The 16,941-nt window shown below is 41.6% G+C and carries 9 protein-coding genes; 3 read left to right on the forward strand and 6 right to left on the reverse strand.

The genetic code is table 11. From position 1 onward, the window contains the following. Positions 1-81: 81 nt before the first annotated feature. Positions 82-336: a hypothetical protein gene (locus tag ABMY35_RS02555; protein WP_349284882.1), complete on the reverse strand. Its 255-nt coding sequence runs from the start codon at positions 334-336 to the stop codon at positions 82-84. Between the two features lie 138 nt (positions 337-474). Beyond that, positions 475-1,326 (reverse strand): D-hexose-6-phosphate mutarotase, encoded by an 852-nt coding sequence (locus tag ABMY35_RS02560; protein ID WP_349284883.1) that lies wholly within the window; start codon positions 1,324-1,326, stop codon positions 475-477. A 185-nt stretch (positions 1,327-1,511) separates the two neighbouring features. Between ABMY35_RS02560 and ABMY35_RS02565 the strand changes: the two genes are divergently transcribed. Then, the gene (locus ABMY35_RS02565) at positions 1,512-1,910 is read left to right on the forward strand and encodes a YbaN family protein (protein WP_349284884.1); all 399 of its coding nucleotides are present in this window, start codon (positions 1,512-1,514) and stop codon (positions 1,908-1,910) included. Here the strand turns inward: ABMY35_RS02565 and ABMY35_RS02570 are convergent. Further along, positions 1,907-2,821, reverse strand: coding sequence for a diguanylate cyclase (locus ABMY35_RS02570; protein ID WP_349284885.1), 915 nt, complete (start codon positions 2,819-2,821; stop codon positions 1,907-1,909). The genes ABMY35_RS02565 and ABMY35_RS02570 overlap by 4 nt on opposite strands. A gap of 463 nt (positions 2,822-3,284) precedes the next feature. Between ABMY35_RS02570 and ABMY35_RS02575 the strand changes: the two genes are divergently transcribed. Beyond that, positions 3,285-4,991, forward strand: a complete 1,707-nt coding sequence (locus ABMY35_RS02575) for an alkaline phosphatase D family protein (RefSeq protein WP_349284886.1) — start codon at positions 3,285-3,287, stop codon at positions 4,989-4,991. Positions 4,992-5,132: 141 nt separating this feature from the next. Beyond that, on the forward strand, positions 5,133-7,253 hold the full coding sequence (locus ABMY35_RS02580; protein ID WP_349284887.1) for a methyl-accepting chemotaxis protein: 2,121 nt from the start codon (positions 5,133-5,135) through the stop codon (positions 7,251-7,253). 57 nt (positions 7,254-7,310) lie between these two features. On the opposite strand, the gene ABMY35_RS02585 is transcribed toward ABMY35_RS02580, so the two are convergent. From ABMY35_RS02585 to ABMY35_RS02595, 3 genes are all read right to left on the reverse strand, one after another. Continuing rightward, complete coding sequence (locus ABMY35_RS02585; RefSeq protein WP_349284888.1) at positions 7,311-11,489, reverse strand: M4 family metallopeptidase; 4,179 nt, start codon at positions 11,487-11,489, stop codon at positions 7,311-7,313. 188 nt (positions 11,490-11,677) lie between these two features. Next, complete coding sequence (locus tag ABMY35_RS02590; RefSeq protein ID WP_349284889.1) at positions 11,678-13,783, reverse strand: Hint domain-containing protein; 2,106 nt, start codon at positions 13,781-13,783, stop codon at positions 11,678-11,680. 28 nt (positions 13,784-13,811) lie between these two features. Beyond that, entirely contained in the window at positions 13,812-16,925 is a 3,114-nt protein-coding gene (locus ABMY35_RS02595) for a M4 family metallopeptidase (RefSeq protein WP_349284890.1), read from the reverse strand. Positions 16,926-16,941: the final 16 nt, after the last annotated feature.

Here is a 16,941-nt window from a genome sequence, read left to right on the forward strand (position 1 = left end):
ATAAGGGAATCACATTGTTAAGAATGTAGGCAAGCCGTATGAAATTGTAACATGGTGTTATGTAGCCAAAACCAAGGGAGCTCAGAAAAAGCTATTCTCGCCCTGCTCTGGCTTTGCCAAAGTGATAAATAACGCCAAAATACCACCAGCCACCACAAACATAGTGACCGCCAACAGCATACTTAGTCCCATATAAAACATAGCGCTGGCTATGATTGCCGCCGCTAACCAAGTCGCAATATGATGCAAATATTTAAATAGCGGTGTGTACGCTCTGATATTGACTAAAGCCATTATCATTAATACAACGACAGCTAAACTTAAAACAAAGATCATCACCCTCTCCTTTAATTTGTTCTATACCAGGCACCATCCTTACAATTGATTATATGCAAATAAGAATCATTATCAAGTGATGTTTAATAAAAAAGCCACATCATTCAATGCAGCTTTTTTCAAATTAATTAAAAGTGTTTATACCCAGCGCAATGTAGTTATCAGAGTATGACTTTGCCCTGGTTCTACTGTGGCTGCGTCATCCATCACATTTGCAGCTTCCAAACACAGCATGGTTTTATATTCATCGTCTCTGAAATTACTTAAACGCTTAGACTTTTCAATCCACGGATTCCAGAGCACGCAAGATGTGGAGCTTTCACGACCCACTGCGATGTTACCGTCTGGTGTTCTAATAATTTGAACCGGTGCAGCTTGGGTATACACCATGTCTGTTTCACGGGCGAAACCGACAACTTCACTTTGATCAAATGGCCCTTCACCAAACTCAATAAACTTGGCGCCCTGTAAGCCATCCACAGTCGTCGCCTCAATGTTTGGCGTAGGGAAGTAGGTATGCAACGCTTGAGTTAAAGTAAATGAAGCATCTCCCAGATTCGTATTTGTAAGGCTAACTTTTAGCTGTTCAGTTAAATGAAATTCAACTTCAAGCTTGGATTTATGCGGCCAGTAAGTCTCATCAACCAAGGTCATAGGTAAAGAAAGCTTAATCACAATAACCTCATCGCTTTCATTTACTTCTTCTGCACGCCACATTAATTTACGTGCCACCCCATGAATTGGCCAATCAGGGGCGCTGTGTACACCAAACCATGGCCAGCAAATAGGAATACCACCACGAACGGCTTTGCCCTCTAAATAATCTTCATCTTCTGACACCCAGATCAAATTACCTTTGCCAACAGGCGTGAACTCTGTCAGTTGTGCACCTTGTAAAAAGATTTTGGCACTACAACGCGGACCATCGACATTTAAATACTCAAGCCCAGACTCCGTGCGCTGGATAGAAACTGATGCTGAAAGTTCCATAATTCACCTAATTTCAAAATTTTGATATCTCAACTACATTACCGAATAACTCCACTCAGAGTAAACACATAAACGTCTAAATGAAGCATCTTCACGCAAACGTCATACATCAATGCTATTGAAAAACTCGCAAACCAATAAGTCTGTGATAAGCTTAATATATTACATGTTAGCGAGACTAATTAATGAGCAAAAGTAGTTCTAAACTCTTTAATAAATGCTTTTGGCTGCATGCTGCAGGGATAATTTTTGTAGGTCTTGGTTTTCTGGGGATGGCCTTACCTGTGATGCCAACAACAATCTTTTTTATTCTCGCACTTGCCTGTTTTACTCGCTCGTCTCCTAAATTCGCCAACTGGCTACTCACACATCCTAAGTTTGGTGAGACTCTGAGACTTTGGCATGAGCATCAAGTGATCCCTACAAAAGGAAAATGGGGAGCAGGCTGTGGTATGTCACTTGGATACATTATCTTACTTTATAGCCAACCAGCACTATGGGTTTTAATTCTTGTTGCAAGTATCGAAGTGGCGGTGATGATTTATATTTTATCTAAACCTTCTGCACCGCCTGTCAGTATTTAATCTGTACACTTATAGGTATTGCGCCCAGCGCCTTTTGCGTAATAAAGCATATCGTCTGAACTTTTAATCAATGATTCAACCGAAGCACATGTCTTGGTGGCTGACGCAACGCCTGCGCTAATAGTCACAACGCTATGCTCAGATTGACTATGTTCTAGCGCCATACCCGCGATTGCTCGTACTAATGTTTTGGCAATAATCTTCGCACCTTGCAAAGGGGTATCAGGCAACAGCACTACAAACTCCTCACCACCATAACGACATACAGTATCAAGCGGTCGTCTAACGATTTCTTTTAGCTTGCTTGCTACTTGTTTGAGCACATCATCCCCCGCCAAATGCCCATAATAGTCGTTGTACTTCTTGAAGAAATCAATGTCGATCATGATCATTGAAAGTGCATGATCTGCACGATGATGCTGTTTTAACAATCTTTCAACTTCTGCATCAAAAAAGCGACGGTTATAAATACCGGTTAAACCATCGATGAAAGAGTAGTTCCGTAAAACATCGGCTTGAAGTTTGTATTTAAGATGAGTTTTTACTCTGTTTTGCAGCGTTTTCGGCACAATCGGTTTAGGCACAAAGTCCACAGCACCCGCTTCCCAGCACTGAAGCTGGCTCTCTTCGTTAGCATTAGAGGTCACAAATACTATCGGGATTTCAGATAACTTAGGCGTTACTTGCATCTTTTTACAGGCCTCAAGCCCTGACATACCTTCTAGTACCCAATCCATCAAAACTAAGTCTGGCTGCTCTTCTTGGCAATAGATGATTGCTTGCTCAGCTGACTCGACAGTTTTAACATTACATATTTCTTGCAGACACCCAACTAGCAGCCTACGCATCAGCTCCGAGTCATCAACGATTAACACTTCACAACTGGCAAGGTCACTGACATCTTTAAACATAACTTAACTTTTCCATTTAATAATACTAGGAGTACACCTTGCAGCTTTTAACTTAATCGTTCTAAACAAGTGCTGATATAAACAGCAATACTAAAGTAATCACTTAATTAACAGTGATAGATATAACAACTAAATGTGCAACCAATGAATACTTTTATCGACGAAGATTACAACAACTTAAATATCAAAAAGCAGACTCATAACCTAACCACACAAGTTCAGTAAACTATTATTACTCAGTTAGGATTATTTATACAGGCTCTTGTTGCAAGTTCCTCCTCAATCGAACACTCAAAAATGCTGATTTAAACTTATATAAATCAACATATTAATAATGATAGGCTGATACAATATGACACTTGCATGAATAACTTATGACAAGGTAAGACCAGTCGTAAAAATGTCATAACTGTTACCTATCATCGCCTCTTTTCCAAAATATAACAATAAAGAGGTACAGCTCATGAAAGGGCTTTCACGTCGCAATTTTATCAAAAGTGCATTAGCTGGTGTCGGCGCTGCCACGGTGTCTTTATCTTTAACTGGATGTGGTCACAATGACTCTAGTCCATCATATAACGACTTTGCCGTTGCGTTTAATCATGGTGTAGCAAGTGGCGACCCTTTAACTGATAGAGTCATTTTATGGACCCGAGTTACTCCTGAAGGTACGCCTAATAATGTCAATGTCAGCTTAGAAGTCTCTCTAGACAAGACATTTGAAAACATAGAATTTAAAGAGTCAATTTCTGCATTAGCGAAAAACGATTACACAGTAAAAGTCGACCTGACAGGGCTGAAAGCCAATACCCGCTACTATTACCGTTTCAAAGCCAACGAAAGCCCATCACCTATGGGCGAAACTAAAACCTTACCTGAAACAGATGTCTCACAAGTGAAGTTAGCGGTTATGTCATGCGCAAATTACCCAGCGGGTTATTTTCACGCTTATGCTGAAGCTGCAAAAATGCAAGACCTAGATGCAGTGCTACATTTAGGCGACTATATTTATGAATATGGCATGGGTGGATACGCCACTGATAAAGCGGCTGAGCTAGGCCGAATGCTACCAGAAGATAACCAAGGCGAGCTCATCTCTCTAACAGATTACCGCAAACGTTATGCGCTTTACAGAACAGATACAGGTCTGCAATCATTGCATGCAAAAGCGCCTTTCATCGCAGTATGGGACGACCACGAAGTTTGCAACGACGCCTATCTAGATGGGGCTGAGAACCATAATGACGATGAGGGCATGTTTGCCGACCGAAAAATGGCTGCCCTCAAAGCCTACTACGAATGGATGCCTATTCGCCCATACGTTACGGGTCAAACCGAAAGTCTATATCGCAAATTTGACTTCGGCTCTTTAGTGTCGCTTTATATGCTCGATACACGTCATGAGGCTCGAGTGAAGCCACTTGATTATCAAAATTATTTTGACCCAACATCAGGCCAATTAGATACAACGAATTTCCAAGCAGATTTGGCTTCTCCCAATCAACAATTGATTGGTACTCAACAGTTAACTTGGCTGACTGACAATATCAAAACCTCAGACGCTAAATGGCAAGTGCTTGGCCAGCAAGTGCTAATGACAAAAATGATGCTACCAGCAGAGTTACTGGTTGCCATGGCTAACCCAAACCCAGCTATCGCTTCACAAATGACAGAGCTGGCGCAATTAAAAGCGCGCACTCAAGCAGCAGACCCAACGCTAACTGAGCAAGATAAAATGCGTATCGGCTTTACTGCTCCCTATAACTTAGATGCTTGGGACGGGTATCCAGTAGAGCGTGAAGTCTTGTTACAAACAGCTAAAGCAGTAGACAAAAACATCGTCACCATTGCAGGTGATACCCATAACGCCTGGTCAGGTAAGTTATGCACTGCACAAGGCGATGTATGCGGTTATGAATTTGCGACACCATCAGTGAGCTCTCCTGGTCTAGAGTATTATCTTCAGTTGCCTGAATCACAGGCCAGCGAATTTGCTAAAGTACTTGAGCTATTGGTTGACGACCTAGAGTTTGCCAACGTCCATCAGCGCGGCTTTATGACTCTTACATTTACACCTGATATTGTTGATAGCCAATGGCACTTTATTAGCGACGTACATAGCAAAGTATTTGGGGTTGAAAATAAAAACCTAATCCAAAAAATGCTATAAGTCTCAACAAGGAAGATTAGGAAATGAGCTAATCTTCCTCCTTCAGTTGGCTTGACCCCTGCCAGCAAAAAGTCATAATTTGTCTATATTTAGTAATACTTAATAATCACAAAGAATATCTCATAATTAAACGGTAGGAATATGAATCAGCGCTCTATTAAGATTAAGCTAATCGCTTTTATTTCCATCACACTCATGTTGCTTGTTGCCTCATTAGTCACCATTAGTTGGGTACAGCTCAATGATAATAACCAAGTTCAAAGTGATCGTGTACAACGTGTTGTGTTAGACGAAATTAATGCTCGATTAACTGCGAAAGCGAGGTTGTACGCCGAGAAAGTCAGTGCTTATATCAACAAGGAGTATCAAATTCCTTACAGCCTATCTGGCGGCATAGCCAAAACAGCAGAGCAAGAACCTATTTCAAGACGAAGCCTGTATTTGATGATGTTGGGAGCGCTCGAGAAAAACCAAGGTATCTCGTCAATCTATGCGCAATTTGAAGCCAATGGCTACGATGGTAAAGACAGTCAGTTTGGTAGATCTGGTCAGACTCATTCGGTTCCTGGTGCAGGCTCTTTAGAAGTTTATATAACCCGTGATGCGCCGGGTAAATTCACGCAACACCAAATTGAAGATCCGGGCGAAAAATACCTTAATGCCCGCAATGAGTTTGGCTTTAGAGAAAGTGAATGGTATTTGTGCGCCAAAGATAATCTTAAGCCCTGTATTATGGAGCCGTACTTGTATGAAATCACACCCGGTAATTCTGAGTTAATGACTTCTCTCACCGTACCAGTGATTGCCAATAGTCGCTTTATTGGTTTAGTCGGGGTTGATATAAACCTGCCACGTTTTCAGACTCTCACCGAAGAAGTGTCGAAGTCGCTTTATAATGGTCAAGCCAAAGTCAGTATTCTCAGCGATATAGGGTTAGTCGTTGGCGCAAGCCACTACGACAAGCTGGCACGCCCCTTAACAGAGTCTCTGCCGGGTAACGCGGGCAAAACTATTATGGACAACCGTAAACAACAAACTCAACTCGAAATTGGCAGTAACCTCGTTTTCACTATGCCCATTGAAATTAAGGTCGCCAATACAACTTGGAGCTTGGTCATTGAATTACCGAAAGATCTGGCGCTTGCGCGCGCACAAGAGTTAGCGGAACAACAGGCTGAAGACAATGCCTCTGTTGGCTCCAGCATGATCTTTATTGGGGTGATCACATCGGTTATCGCATTGGCCCTTTCTGTGGCTATTTTAAAGACCATTATCGACCCACTAACAGACATCAAAGATAGAGTCGAGAATCTTGCAAGTAATGATGGCGATTTGACCGTACAACTCGACGTCACGCAGCATGAAGAACTCATTGCCATAGCAACAGGTTTTAACCTATTCACACAGAAACTGCGAAATATGGTGAATGACTTAAAAGGGCTCGCCAACAACTCTTATCAGCAATCAACCAAAACCTCGAAGGCAGCAGAAGACATTAAAGCCAAAGTAAACATGCAACATATGGAAATCGACAGTGTGGTAACCGCCATCAATGAGCTCAGTGCCACCGCTAGCGAAGTCGCCCGTTCATCAGAAAATGCAGCGGCTTCAACCAATGCGACCAACGAAAAGGTAAAACAAAGCGAGCGCGGTATCTCTGCCGCATCCGACTCTGTACAGGTGATGTCTGATCAAATTGCCAGTGCCAAAGAGTCTATCAATGCGGTTGCCATTCGTAGTAGCGACATTACACAAATTCTTGATGTAATTCGCTCAATCGCAGAGCAAACCAACCTACTGGCTTTGAATGCTGCCATTGAAGCGGCTCGCGCAGGTGAGCAAGGTCGCGGCTTTGCCGTTGTTGCCGATGAAGTCAGGTCTTTGGCTTCCAAAACACAAGACTCAACCAATGAAATCAGCCAGCTCATTGATAATTTACAAAATGAAGTAAAAACGTCTGAAGACATCATTGAACGCTCTGTTGTACAAGCCAGTGATGCCATGACCCATTGTGGCAGTGCCGCGGCACAAATGAGTGAAATGGTACAAGCACTTGATGATATCTCAAATGAAGTTACCCAAATAGCGACCGCTGCCGAGCAGCAAAGCGCGGTAACCGAAGACTTAAGTGCAAACATGACAGGGATTTCAGATGCGGCAGCAGAACTCGCGCAATTGGCTGACACCATTGAAGATGCCGCACAAGATTTGATGAAACTGGTCGAGCACAAGAACAGTCAATTAGGGCTACTTAGAACTTAAATATTCTCAACATTCGCTTATTAAAAAAGGGCCACTCAATTGTGACCCTTTTATTTTTTAAAGACTTGAGAAAGAGAACTTTAGCGGCTTCTCTGTGTTATTTTGCCAAGTAAAATCAAGACCTATATCAGCATAAACATATATAGATCGCGAGATCTCTTTTACAAGCTTTCCTGCCATAAATACCTGTAACTTGACCATGTAATCAGTCGCAAGAGTTGTTAACTCTTTTTCAAGTTGCTTTGAAGTAACTTGCTCTCCATTTAACAACCAAACAAGTTGATACTGATCACCCAAGTTATCTTCATTGCTCACTGCTAGCTTTAATGTCGCATTATGCTGAGCAAACAAAATAGCGATTTTTTCATGAGGTAACTCTTCAACCGTGACAGCACGCTGATGTGTAAACTGTGCACCAGTTACAGTTACCAAAGTTAACATTACATCGTATGTTCCAGCCTTCGTAAATTGCATTTCATAATAAGGCTCAGAAGTGTTGATTGACTCTTTCTGCGCAACTAAAGACCACACATATGCTTTGACTGATATGTTGGTATTGTGTGTCGCTGTTAGTTGACAAGTTAGACCTTCAGCAGCACATACAAAGTCCAAATTAGGGTTTGCTTCTCTTATAAAGCTCACTGTTTGCTGATCAATAATTTGCCTATGTTTCCTAAGGATAAAAGTATAGCTAGATATCTCATTCGGTAACTCGAGGTCTAATTTGCCCTCGTTTAATACATACTCCTGCCCTGCAATCACAAGTGTCACTTCATATAAAGTAGGCAATGGCGAATTCAACGAGAAGAAAAAAGTGTCATTAATTTGAGAGACATTAAAACGCACTTCAGGAATTGGCTCTGGTTCATGAATGTGAACGACCTCACTTGAGGTAAACTCCGCATTCGAGTCGGGCACCTGAAGTGTAAGAGAAACAGCAAACTCACCATAGCCGGCAAAGTCATATTGAAATGCGTCCTTAGACGTTTTGGTAATCGTTTCATTCTTTAATTGCCACTGATAAGTAAGGTTATTATCTGGCAAATCATGAGATGCTGACAATTCACATTGGGTGCCTGTTAGCACACACTGGATCGTTAAGTTCGGCAATGTCATTGGCGTAACTAACTTAGATACCTCTTTCACAACTTCACCTGATTTTAGTAGCTGCAAGGTAACTGTTTGTGCCGTTGTAAAGTCATGAGCTATTTCTTTTTCATGACTAGATTGCAACTGACCATCTATTAGCCAATTTAAAGTAAAGCCTTCTCCTAATTCACTGTCTGCTAGCAGAGTAATAGTGCTATTAATTTGTTTCCCTACAACTAAACCTAGCTCAGGCGAAATTTTAATGACCTCACTTGAGGTAAACTCCGCATTCGAGTCGGGCACCTGAAGTGTAAGAGAAACTGTAAACTCACCATAGCCGGCAAAGTCATATTGAAATGCGTCCTTAGACGTTTTGGTAATCGTTTCATTCTTTAATTGCCACTGATAAGTAAGGTTATTATCTGGCAAATCATGAGATGCTGACAATTCACATTGGGTGCCTGTTAGCGCACACTGGATCGTTAAGTTCGGCAATGTCATTGGCGTAACTAACTTAGATACCTCTTTCACAACTTCACCTGATTTTAGTAGCTGCAAGGTAACTGTTTGTGCCGTTGTAAAGTCATGAGCTATTTCTTTTTCATGACTAGATTGCAACTGACCATCTATTAGCCAATTTAAAGTAAAGCCTTCTCCTAATTCACTGTCTGCTAGCAAAGAAATCGTATTATTTACTTGCTTTCCAACAATGAAAGTTAATTCTGGCAATACCTCTTCTAAGGTTATTTGCGATTCGATTGAAAACTCTGCCCTGCCATCTATCGTCATCATAGAGAGCGCCACATTAAACACGCCATATGCTTCAAAGTCATAAGTGAATGGTTGAGCATCTTGCCTAGTAACTTGTTCTCCTGCCAATGTCCATTGATACTCAACAGCCTCAGACAATGAATTATGACTCACGGTAAACTCACATTGTGTACCTTGCGCTTCGCAAGTTATAGCCAAATCAGGATCGGCAATCAGTTCAATCTGCTTTTCAACTCTACTAAGCACGCGGTCATTCTCAACATGCTCAAGCGATATAGCATATGCACCTTTTGCATTCACTTCTCGCTCTAACTTAATGTCAGTTTGCTCAATAACTTGCTCAGGTAAAATCCAACGAAACATAGCTTGCTCACCATAAGCCGGCAAAACAGTAAGATGTAATGTTTGTTCAACTTGCTTGTAACTAAAATCTATCGGCGTACTGGGTGCACCCGCCTCAATGTGTACTTTCAAGTCCACAGACTGACTTAGCTCATTCGCTGTACATGCGCTTACTGCGGAATCATCAATACGTAACCTCACCAACATATCGCCGGGCACAGCATCAACATTGGGTAGCTTAATGGCAGTATTGTACTCCGTCGTGCTTAGTACCTTTTCGTCATCTGAAAACTGACGATCTCGGTTTAAATCATAAAATACCGACAATACTTTATCGGCGGGTATATTATGCAGTTCAAACTCGCCTAATGACTGCTGATACCATGCATTCTGCGGCACCAAGAACGTATAGCCTTGCTCCAAAACAAAGTCTTCACCATTTATGCTTAACTGATTTGATAGCACATTCTCGGTGTCTGGCTGACACCAAGGGTCTGCAAAAATACTCAAAAGCCTATGGCCTGTTTTGGTCTCACCTTGCGTGTTTGTCGTTTCAATAGAAAGTATGTGTTCGCCTGATTCTAAATTAAGTTGCGCTTGTTTAATGGCATCAAATTGAGATTGCGTATTGTAATTTGACTTCCACTGATACAAAGGTTGTTCATTAAGACGAATATTCAAGGCACTTAACTCGGCTTGCTCAGGCTCTGCTAAGGCATAATTGATCGAGGTATATAAACGCTCAATAGAAAAATCGAGGTTATTCACTAAGCTATTTGTTGGGATTAAGCCAACCTCTTGCAACTTAGCCGATACTCTCGCTTTGTCTTGCTCTTCAGCCGCATCTATCAAACAAAATGCCGCATGCTCAAACGTAGTGTTTTCTACAAAGCATGACTGCGCTGCTTTCATGGTTAAACGGAAGGTTTTTGCAATATCCCACCCTTCAGAAATTGACAGGCGATAAAAGAAGCGATTAAAAATCCCTGCTTGATAATGTGGACCAGGCGTTTTCGTTTCGATATCACGCCAATCATCAATACTCTTACCATCTGTTCTAGGTGAGTATAAATAACGCAGTGCTCTATTATGAACAAATTTGTCCCAGGCCACGGCATAATAAAAATTACCATCAGAGGATAACTGTTGATGCGCATCAGACTCTATAAAGTTTTGTTCGCCACCTGCCTGTAATTTTTTATAAAACTCATTTCGCACTAGTACAGCAGTTAGATCAGCAAACGCCTCTTGAATCGCAGCCGTATCATTAATTCCATAACCAATTGTTGAGTTCCAGGTTAATAGAGCGTGACCAGTTTCATGAGCGATCATATCTAGCGAAGTGGCATGTGCAAACCTACCATCGGCAGCCGAATCTGAACCTAGTAAGACCCGTCCATCCGTCCAAGAGCTAGTGTATTTCGCAGCGTTGCCATGCACTACAACATTAAGTTGCTGCAAACAATATTCAGCCCCCAACTCACATGGAACGGCCGTATTTGGATACATAGCAGAAAATACTTTATGCAAGATATCCATAGTAATACCCGCATAAAAGTGCGCATCATTTTCAGCTTGAAAAGCACCATATCCTAAATAATTAGGAAAAACCCTTGAAAGGTTTGCACTCTCTAGTGCTTCACCATTACAGGCGTAACTGTAAACCGGATAATCAACTGTATTCCGGCGGGTAGCCACAGCGGCGTTTTCTAAAGAGCAAACACCATTTTCATGATTTACAACAAACGGATAACCTTTGTATTTAGAAAACAACTGGCTATTTTCATCTCGATACACCAAGTTGTATTGCTCTGGAACATAGGGAAACTGCGCTCTAGCTCGAGGATGATCGGGTATCACAGCAGTTTGACAGTCTTGACTTGGAAGGTCTGGCGCCTGAGCACATAGCAAGCCCATTTTTGCATTACCCATCATGGCGGGTACGGCGAAGTGCGTATTTTCTGCTGCAAAAGAAAAGGTTGAAGCAGTTAAAATCAACGGCATAAGCAATGCCATTAAAGCATGACGTTTCACTAATTAATCTCCTTATAAGTGATAACACCCAGTTTACATACTGCGTACCTTAATGACTAACACATTTTGATTAAAATGGGAGATTTAATGTGAAAAATCATAATAATGCATGTAATTTTCAGAGAACTTGGGCAGTTGCGCAGTATGAAAAAAGCCGACGTAAGTCGGCTTTGCTCTTCTGGGCTTATTTACTTATCTGTATTCAAACTATTTAAGTAGTCTGTATGCCACTCTACAGGCAAACGCTTCAAGACATCTTCTACAGACTCTTTGTGCGTATCAAACTCATTTTCAGACTGCATTGCTAAGTCGCCTACTGAAATGCCGTTCGCAAACATCACAAAACTTTCGTCTTGCTCAGTGTCACCATTGACTCGTTCTAACTTTAAGTTATAAACATTGTCTTTATAATCAACTTGTTCATAACCCGTAACTGTCGCTAAACCACCATTGACTTGAATTTTATCGCCTTCTTTTACATTGAGTGCCCAAACAGGCTGACCACCTTCACGTAAAACTGGATGCGACTCTGTTAAAGTTAAAACTTGTCCTTCGTCAGTCGTAAGCTGGATCATAGGTAAGTGCTCAACGCCCACAGAAATATCCGCAATACGTAAAGTTTCTTGCGTCTTAGGTGAGAACTCACTTGCACCTGTGACTAAATCACCAATATTTAAAGTTTCTATCGCAACAGAAGAGCCATCTGCCATTAAAATGAGTGAACCTTCAGCTAAGCAGCTATAAGAAAATTGAAGGGGTGCTTGTTCATATACAGCACCACTTTGTGGTAATGCTGGTGCTTCGGTAGAGGCGATAATATAAGAGCTATAGCCTGTTTCAGCGTGGTAATCATCACCAGAAATACCAAAGTATAATTCAGCATCACTTGGGCTACCCATCCAGTTTTCTTCTATCGCGATATTTAAGATCCAATAAGCATCTTGACGACGTTCGAAGATGCCAGGTTTCGCAAATACACCTTTATCTCTTGGGATATTCCATGACAACACTGACATTGGCATCCAAGTATCGGCATCGAAGGTATAGTTAATGTTAAAGTACTGACTAAAACTATTTCTAACATGGTTAGTATGGTTAGACAGCTTATCAACAAAGCTATCTTTGCCTTGGATCATGACATCTGTTGGCTGAACATTGTTATTTTCTAAAACACCGTCTTCTTTAAATAGCACTTTAGAAATATAAGTTGGTAACGTGATCTGACCTTGGAATGGAATTGTGACATGTGGAATATTGTTATAGTCACCGCCAGCTTGGATCATAGGGTAATCACAATCACCATAATCACGGTTCAAACATACCATGATTTTTCCATCTTGCCCTGACACATTCTTATTGTTTCCGTCTGCCTTCTTCCAATCTTTTGGATGATTTACAACATGGTCAAAAAAGTTATTTGCCGCAAAACTTGCGACCTGAAGTGACTCCTTTTCTGCATATTTAAACTCATGGGCTTGCTCTGCACCAAAGAGAACTGGATCTGGCTCAACTGGACCAATAATGATTGGCTTAATCGGAGGTAAAGGCTTAACGCTGACCAGCGTATTCTTATTAGTCATCGGGCGGCCTAGCTCTTTGCTCAACATGCCTAAAATAGCATTTCTATCGTACTTCACTTTGCCCTTTTTCAGGACCTTAGTACCATCATTGAACAACACATAAGCAGTGCCTTCACCATAAATAGCTTTCGCTTTCTTGACATAATCATATGCACTTTCCAATGTTGCTTCACCACCAATCAGCTTTCTAGATGCCGAAGCCGACGCATCGCCGAAGAAGCGAGAAGTTTGCTTAGTCGTGATCTGCTCGCCTTTCTCATTCACAAGACGGATTGTCATGACAGTCATTTTTGTCGACTTAGGCTCTGAGTTAAGTAAACGCACCTTAAAAAGTTTTGTGCTCCCTTCTTGCACGATATTAAAACCTAAATGGCTAAATAGTGACTCTAGCTCCTTATCACTCTGAGTAGAGAATGCTGTATTCATGGTTCTTGCTGTTGCGAACAAGTCATTGCTCACTAATTTTTGAGGGGTGTGCAACTCTTTATATAATTGAGGGCTGTTTTGTGGCGTCCAACCTGCATCAGCAAACATGTCTGCGAGCTCAGCGCGCGCCTCTGCACTATCTGGGTCAAGATACTGAACGCCATCTTGTTGCATATTTGAAGCAAGTGATACCTTTACTGCATCTTGAGCGATTGGTTGTGCATGTGCAGTGATACTACCCAACGCCAATGTCGAGCTAACGGCCAAAGCCAGTAGATTGAATTTCATCTTTTTTCCTTAAAATTTAAAAGTTATCTTATTTATTTATATAAAAGTTAAATGTTGCACCCCCTTCAGGGGCAATACAGGCTGAAGAAGATCCAGCTTGTTCGAGGGTGTATGCAGTTACGCATACAGGAACACGACTGCCATCAAACTTAAAAGAAAGATTCGTGTTCTTTTCATCTTGACTAAAGATTCCATCTTTATTTCGGTCAACCCAATAATCTGATCGCAGTAACGATGTGTCTTCAAGGTTGGTATTGACGAGCACAGAGTTAATTTGTGCATTATTACAAGCCGACTTAATTTCTGAATCAGGCAAAACGTCTCGCGCATACTTCGTTTCACAACTCCAAAAGGCCCATGAGCTCATCACATCTGTATGTATCGATAGAATTTGTAAATTAGGCTGAGTAACAGGCGCTGCTGGCTCAACTATGATTTCTTTGCGAATCGTTTTTGGAGTGTCGTCAGGATATATAACCGTTAGTAGCACAGGGTAAGTGCCTGCTTCATTAAAGATATATTCCCAGTCTCTCGTTAGGTCACTCTGCTCGTACCGCTTTTGTTCAACAGACCAGAATACCTTTTTATAAAGGTCGATATTTTCCACACTAAACAGAATTCGCATCGGATCTAGAGGGTCTGCAGTGGTGTTGAACACAATCTCTGGCTTTGCATTCTCAATGTTCACGACTGTGCTAGTCGTAAACTGTGCATTCAGGCTATCTAGATATACCGTCAGATTTGCGTTGTATTGACCACTGGATTGATAATCAAAGATGAAATTACTTGTATCCGCTCTTGTATCTTTTGTATCGACCTGATCGCCAAATTGCCAAAAATACCTTGCTGAGACTGAGTTTGGCAATGGTAAGTGTTGCGTTGAAAACAGACATTGCGTCCCTTCAACAGCACACTGAATTTTTAAGTCCAGAGACGCAACTGGCTGTACTTTTTTCTGTTGCGTTGCAACTACCTTTCCATCACGAAGAGAGTCTATCTGTACTAGCGTTTCAGCTGTAAAAGCGCGGATCAACGTATCTGTATTCTCGGCTTCTAGGTTACCGTTAAAGTACCAATTAAATGTATGGCTGCCTTGTCCTGTTGCTTGTGCAGTTAAAGTTATTTGGTCGTTCACTTGCTGCGAAGAAAAATCAACGCTTTGAAGATTGCTACCTGATTTAAGGTTAATTTTTAAATCAATAACTTGAGAGCCATTCGCAACTTCGCATGCACCTTTTTGTGTATCATCTATGCGCACCCTGAGCAGCATAGGTCCTTCATTAACTTGCTCTGCACCTAAAAGCTTAAATGAAGCCCCTTCTGAACTATCAGTTTGGGTAAAAATCAGCTCATTACTATTGTTGTCATCTTCAAATACACGATCTCTGTCTAAATCAGCAAAAACAGAGACCACTTTATTGTTTAAGTGCGTATTAAAATCAAGTGTCAGTAAATCTTGGCTATATAACGCTGTATTTAGTGCTAACTGCTCGAACACTTTTGTTACATTCAACTGCTCTTCGTTCACTCGTAAAGTTGTCATTGCATCACCAATCATCATTGGCTGGCAACGGGCTTGATCAGCGCTGTAAACATGACGAGCTGCAGATAAGGTTTGACCATTAGATAATTGTATTTCTAACTCAACGAGCGCAGCTCCTAACGGCATAGATAATCGACCAGTTTTTACTTTGTTAAAGCTACCCTGACCACTATTTTTTTGCCAAGCGAGATAAGGCACGCCATCAATTGACACATTGAAGCGCTTAACTTGGTTATTGCTGAATCGGTTATCTGTTACAGAAAAGCGAAGCTCATCAAGTTGGCGCTCAATATCAAATGCAAGATGTTCGCTTTGAGACTGCCAAGATACAATACCTACTTGTCTTAACAGTTCACCAATGAGTGCTTTATCTTCATAGTCAGCTTGAGATTGAAAACACAGACCGGCCTCGTTAATGCCACTGTCTCTTCTGAAGCAGTTATTTGCAGCTTTTAGTGCCAATTTATAAGCCCGCTCAACACTCCATTGTTCTGAAGTTGCGAGTAAATAAAAGAACTTATTTAAAGCCCCTGCTTTTTGATGCGGGCCATTCGCCTCGGCTAAGTCACGAGTGTCATCAATACTGATTAAATCGAATCTAGGCTGAGCAATATATCTGAGTGGATTACCACTAAAATTAAAGCCTGTGCCCATCCACCACATTTTCTCCGCACTATTTTGCCAAGCAAGCACCATAGGGCTTTGCAAGAATGAGTTTGCAGCTCCCCCATCAATATGGCGAATATAGTAATCTCTCGCAGCAAGTGCCGTCATATCCGAAAACGCTTCTTGAACAGCTGATGGCTCTTCACCTTGGTAAAGCAATTCACTATTCCAAGAAAGTAGTGCATGTCCTATCTCATGAGCCACAATATCGAGGGAGCTGGCATGAGAAAATTGCCCTACAACACTGCCGCCCTCCGCAAGGTTTACAAACTCGCCATCCCAATCGCTGGAGTATTTTTGCCCTTCAACACTATAGCCGACACGTTGTTGGAGTTGCTTTAAGCAGTATTGGCCACCCCACTCAGGGCATAGCTCAGCTTGCTGAGGATATAGCTCAGCAAAATAATGAGCTGCCATTTGCATCGTCACTGAAGCAAATAAATGCGCGTCATTTTGCGGCTGAAATGCACCACTTACCGTATACTGATATAGTAAACGACTGGTATCAAAGCTTTCTTCAGGTCCTGTCGGACAATCATATTCAAAGCTTGTGAATTCACTTGGTAATACGTTACGCTTTGGCTCAACCGTATTAACCAACTGATTTCGCAAGAAGCACTTTCCTGAGCTGTGCTCAATGATCATTGGATAACCATTGAACTCGCTAAATACAGGCGAATCAGGGTTATTAAATTCAACCGTGTAATGTTTTGGCGGCACCGGAAATTGTGCTGCGATACGAGGGTTATTAGGTACGGTCAACTGCTTACACTTTGTTGCAACGCCTGAACTGTCTATCGTTTGCGGTGCATGAATACAATTAACACCCATGTTGGCATTGCCGGTCAAAGCCGGTACAGCATAATATTGTGTCGCGAAACTGGGGGCATTAACCCCCAGTATGCCTAGCACGACTGTCGTTAAGTACTTCACAAAAATATCCTTTTAG

Source organism: Pseudoalteromonas sp. BZB3, from assembly GCF_040104455.1.
GTDB lineage: Bacteria > Pseudomonadota > Gammaproteobacteria > Enterobacterales > Alteromonadaceae > Pseudoalteromonas.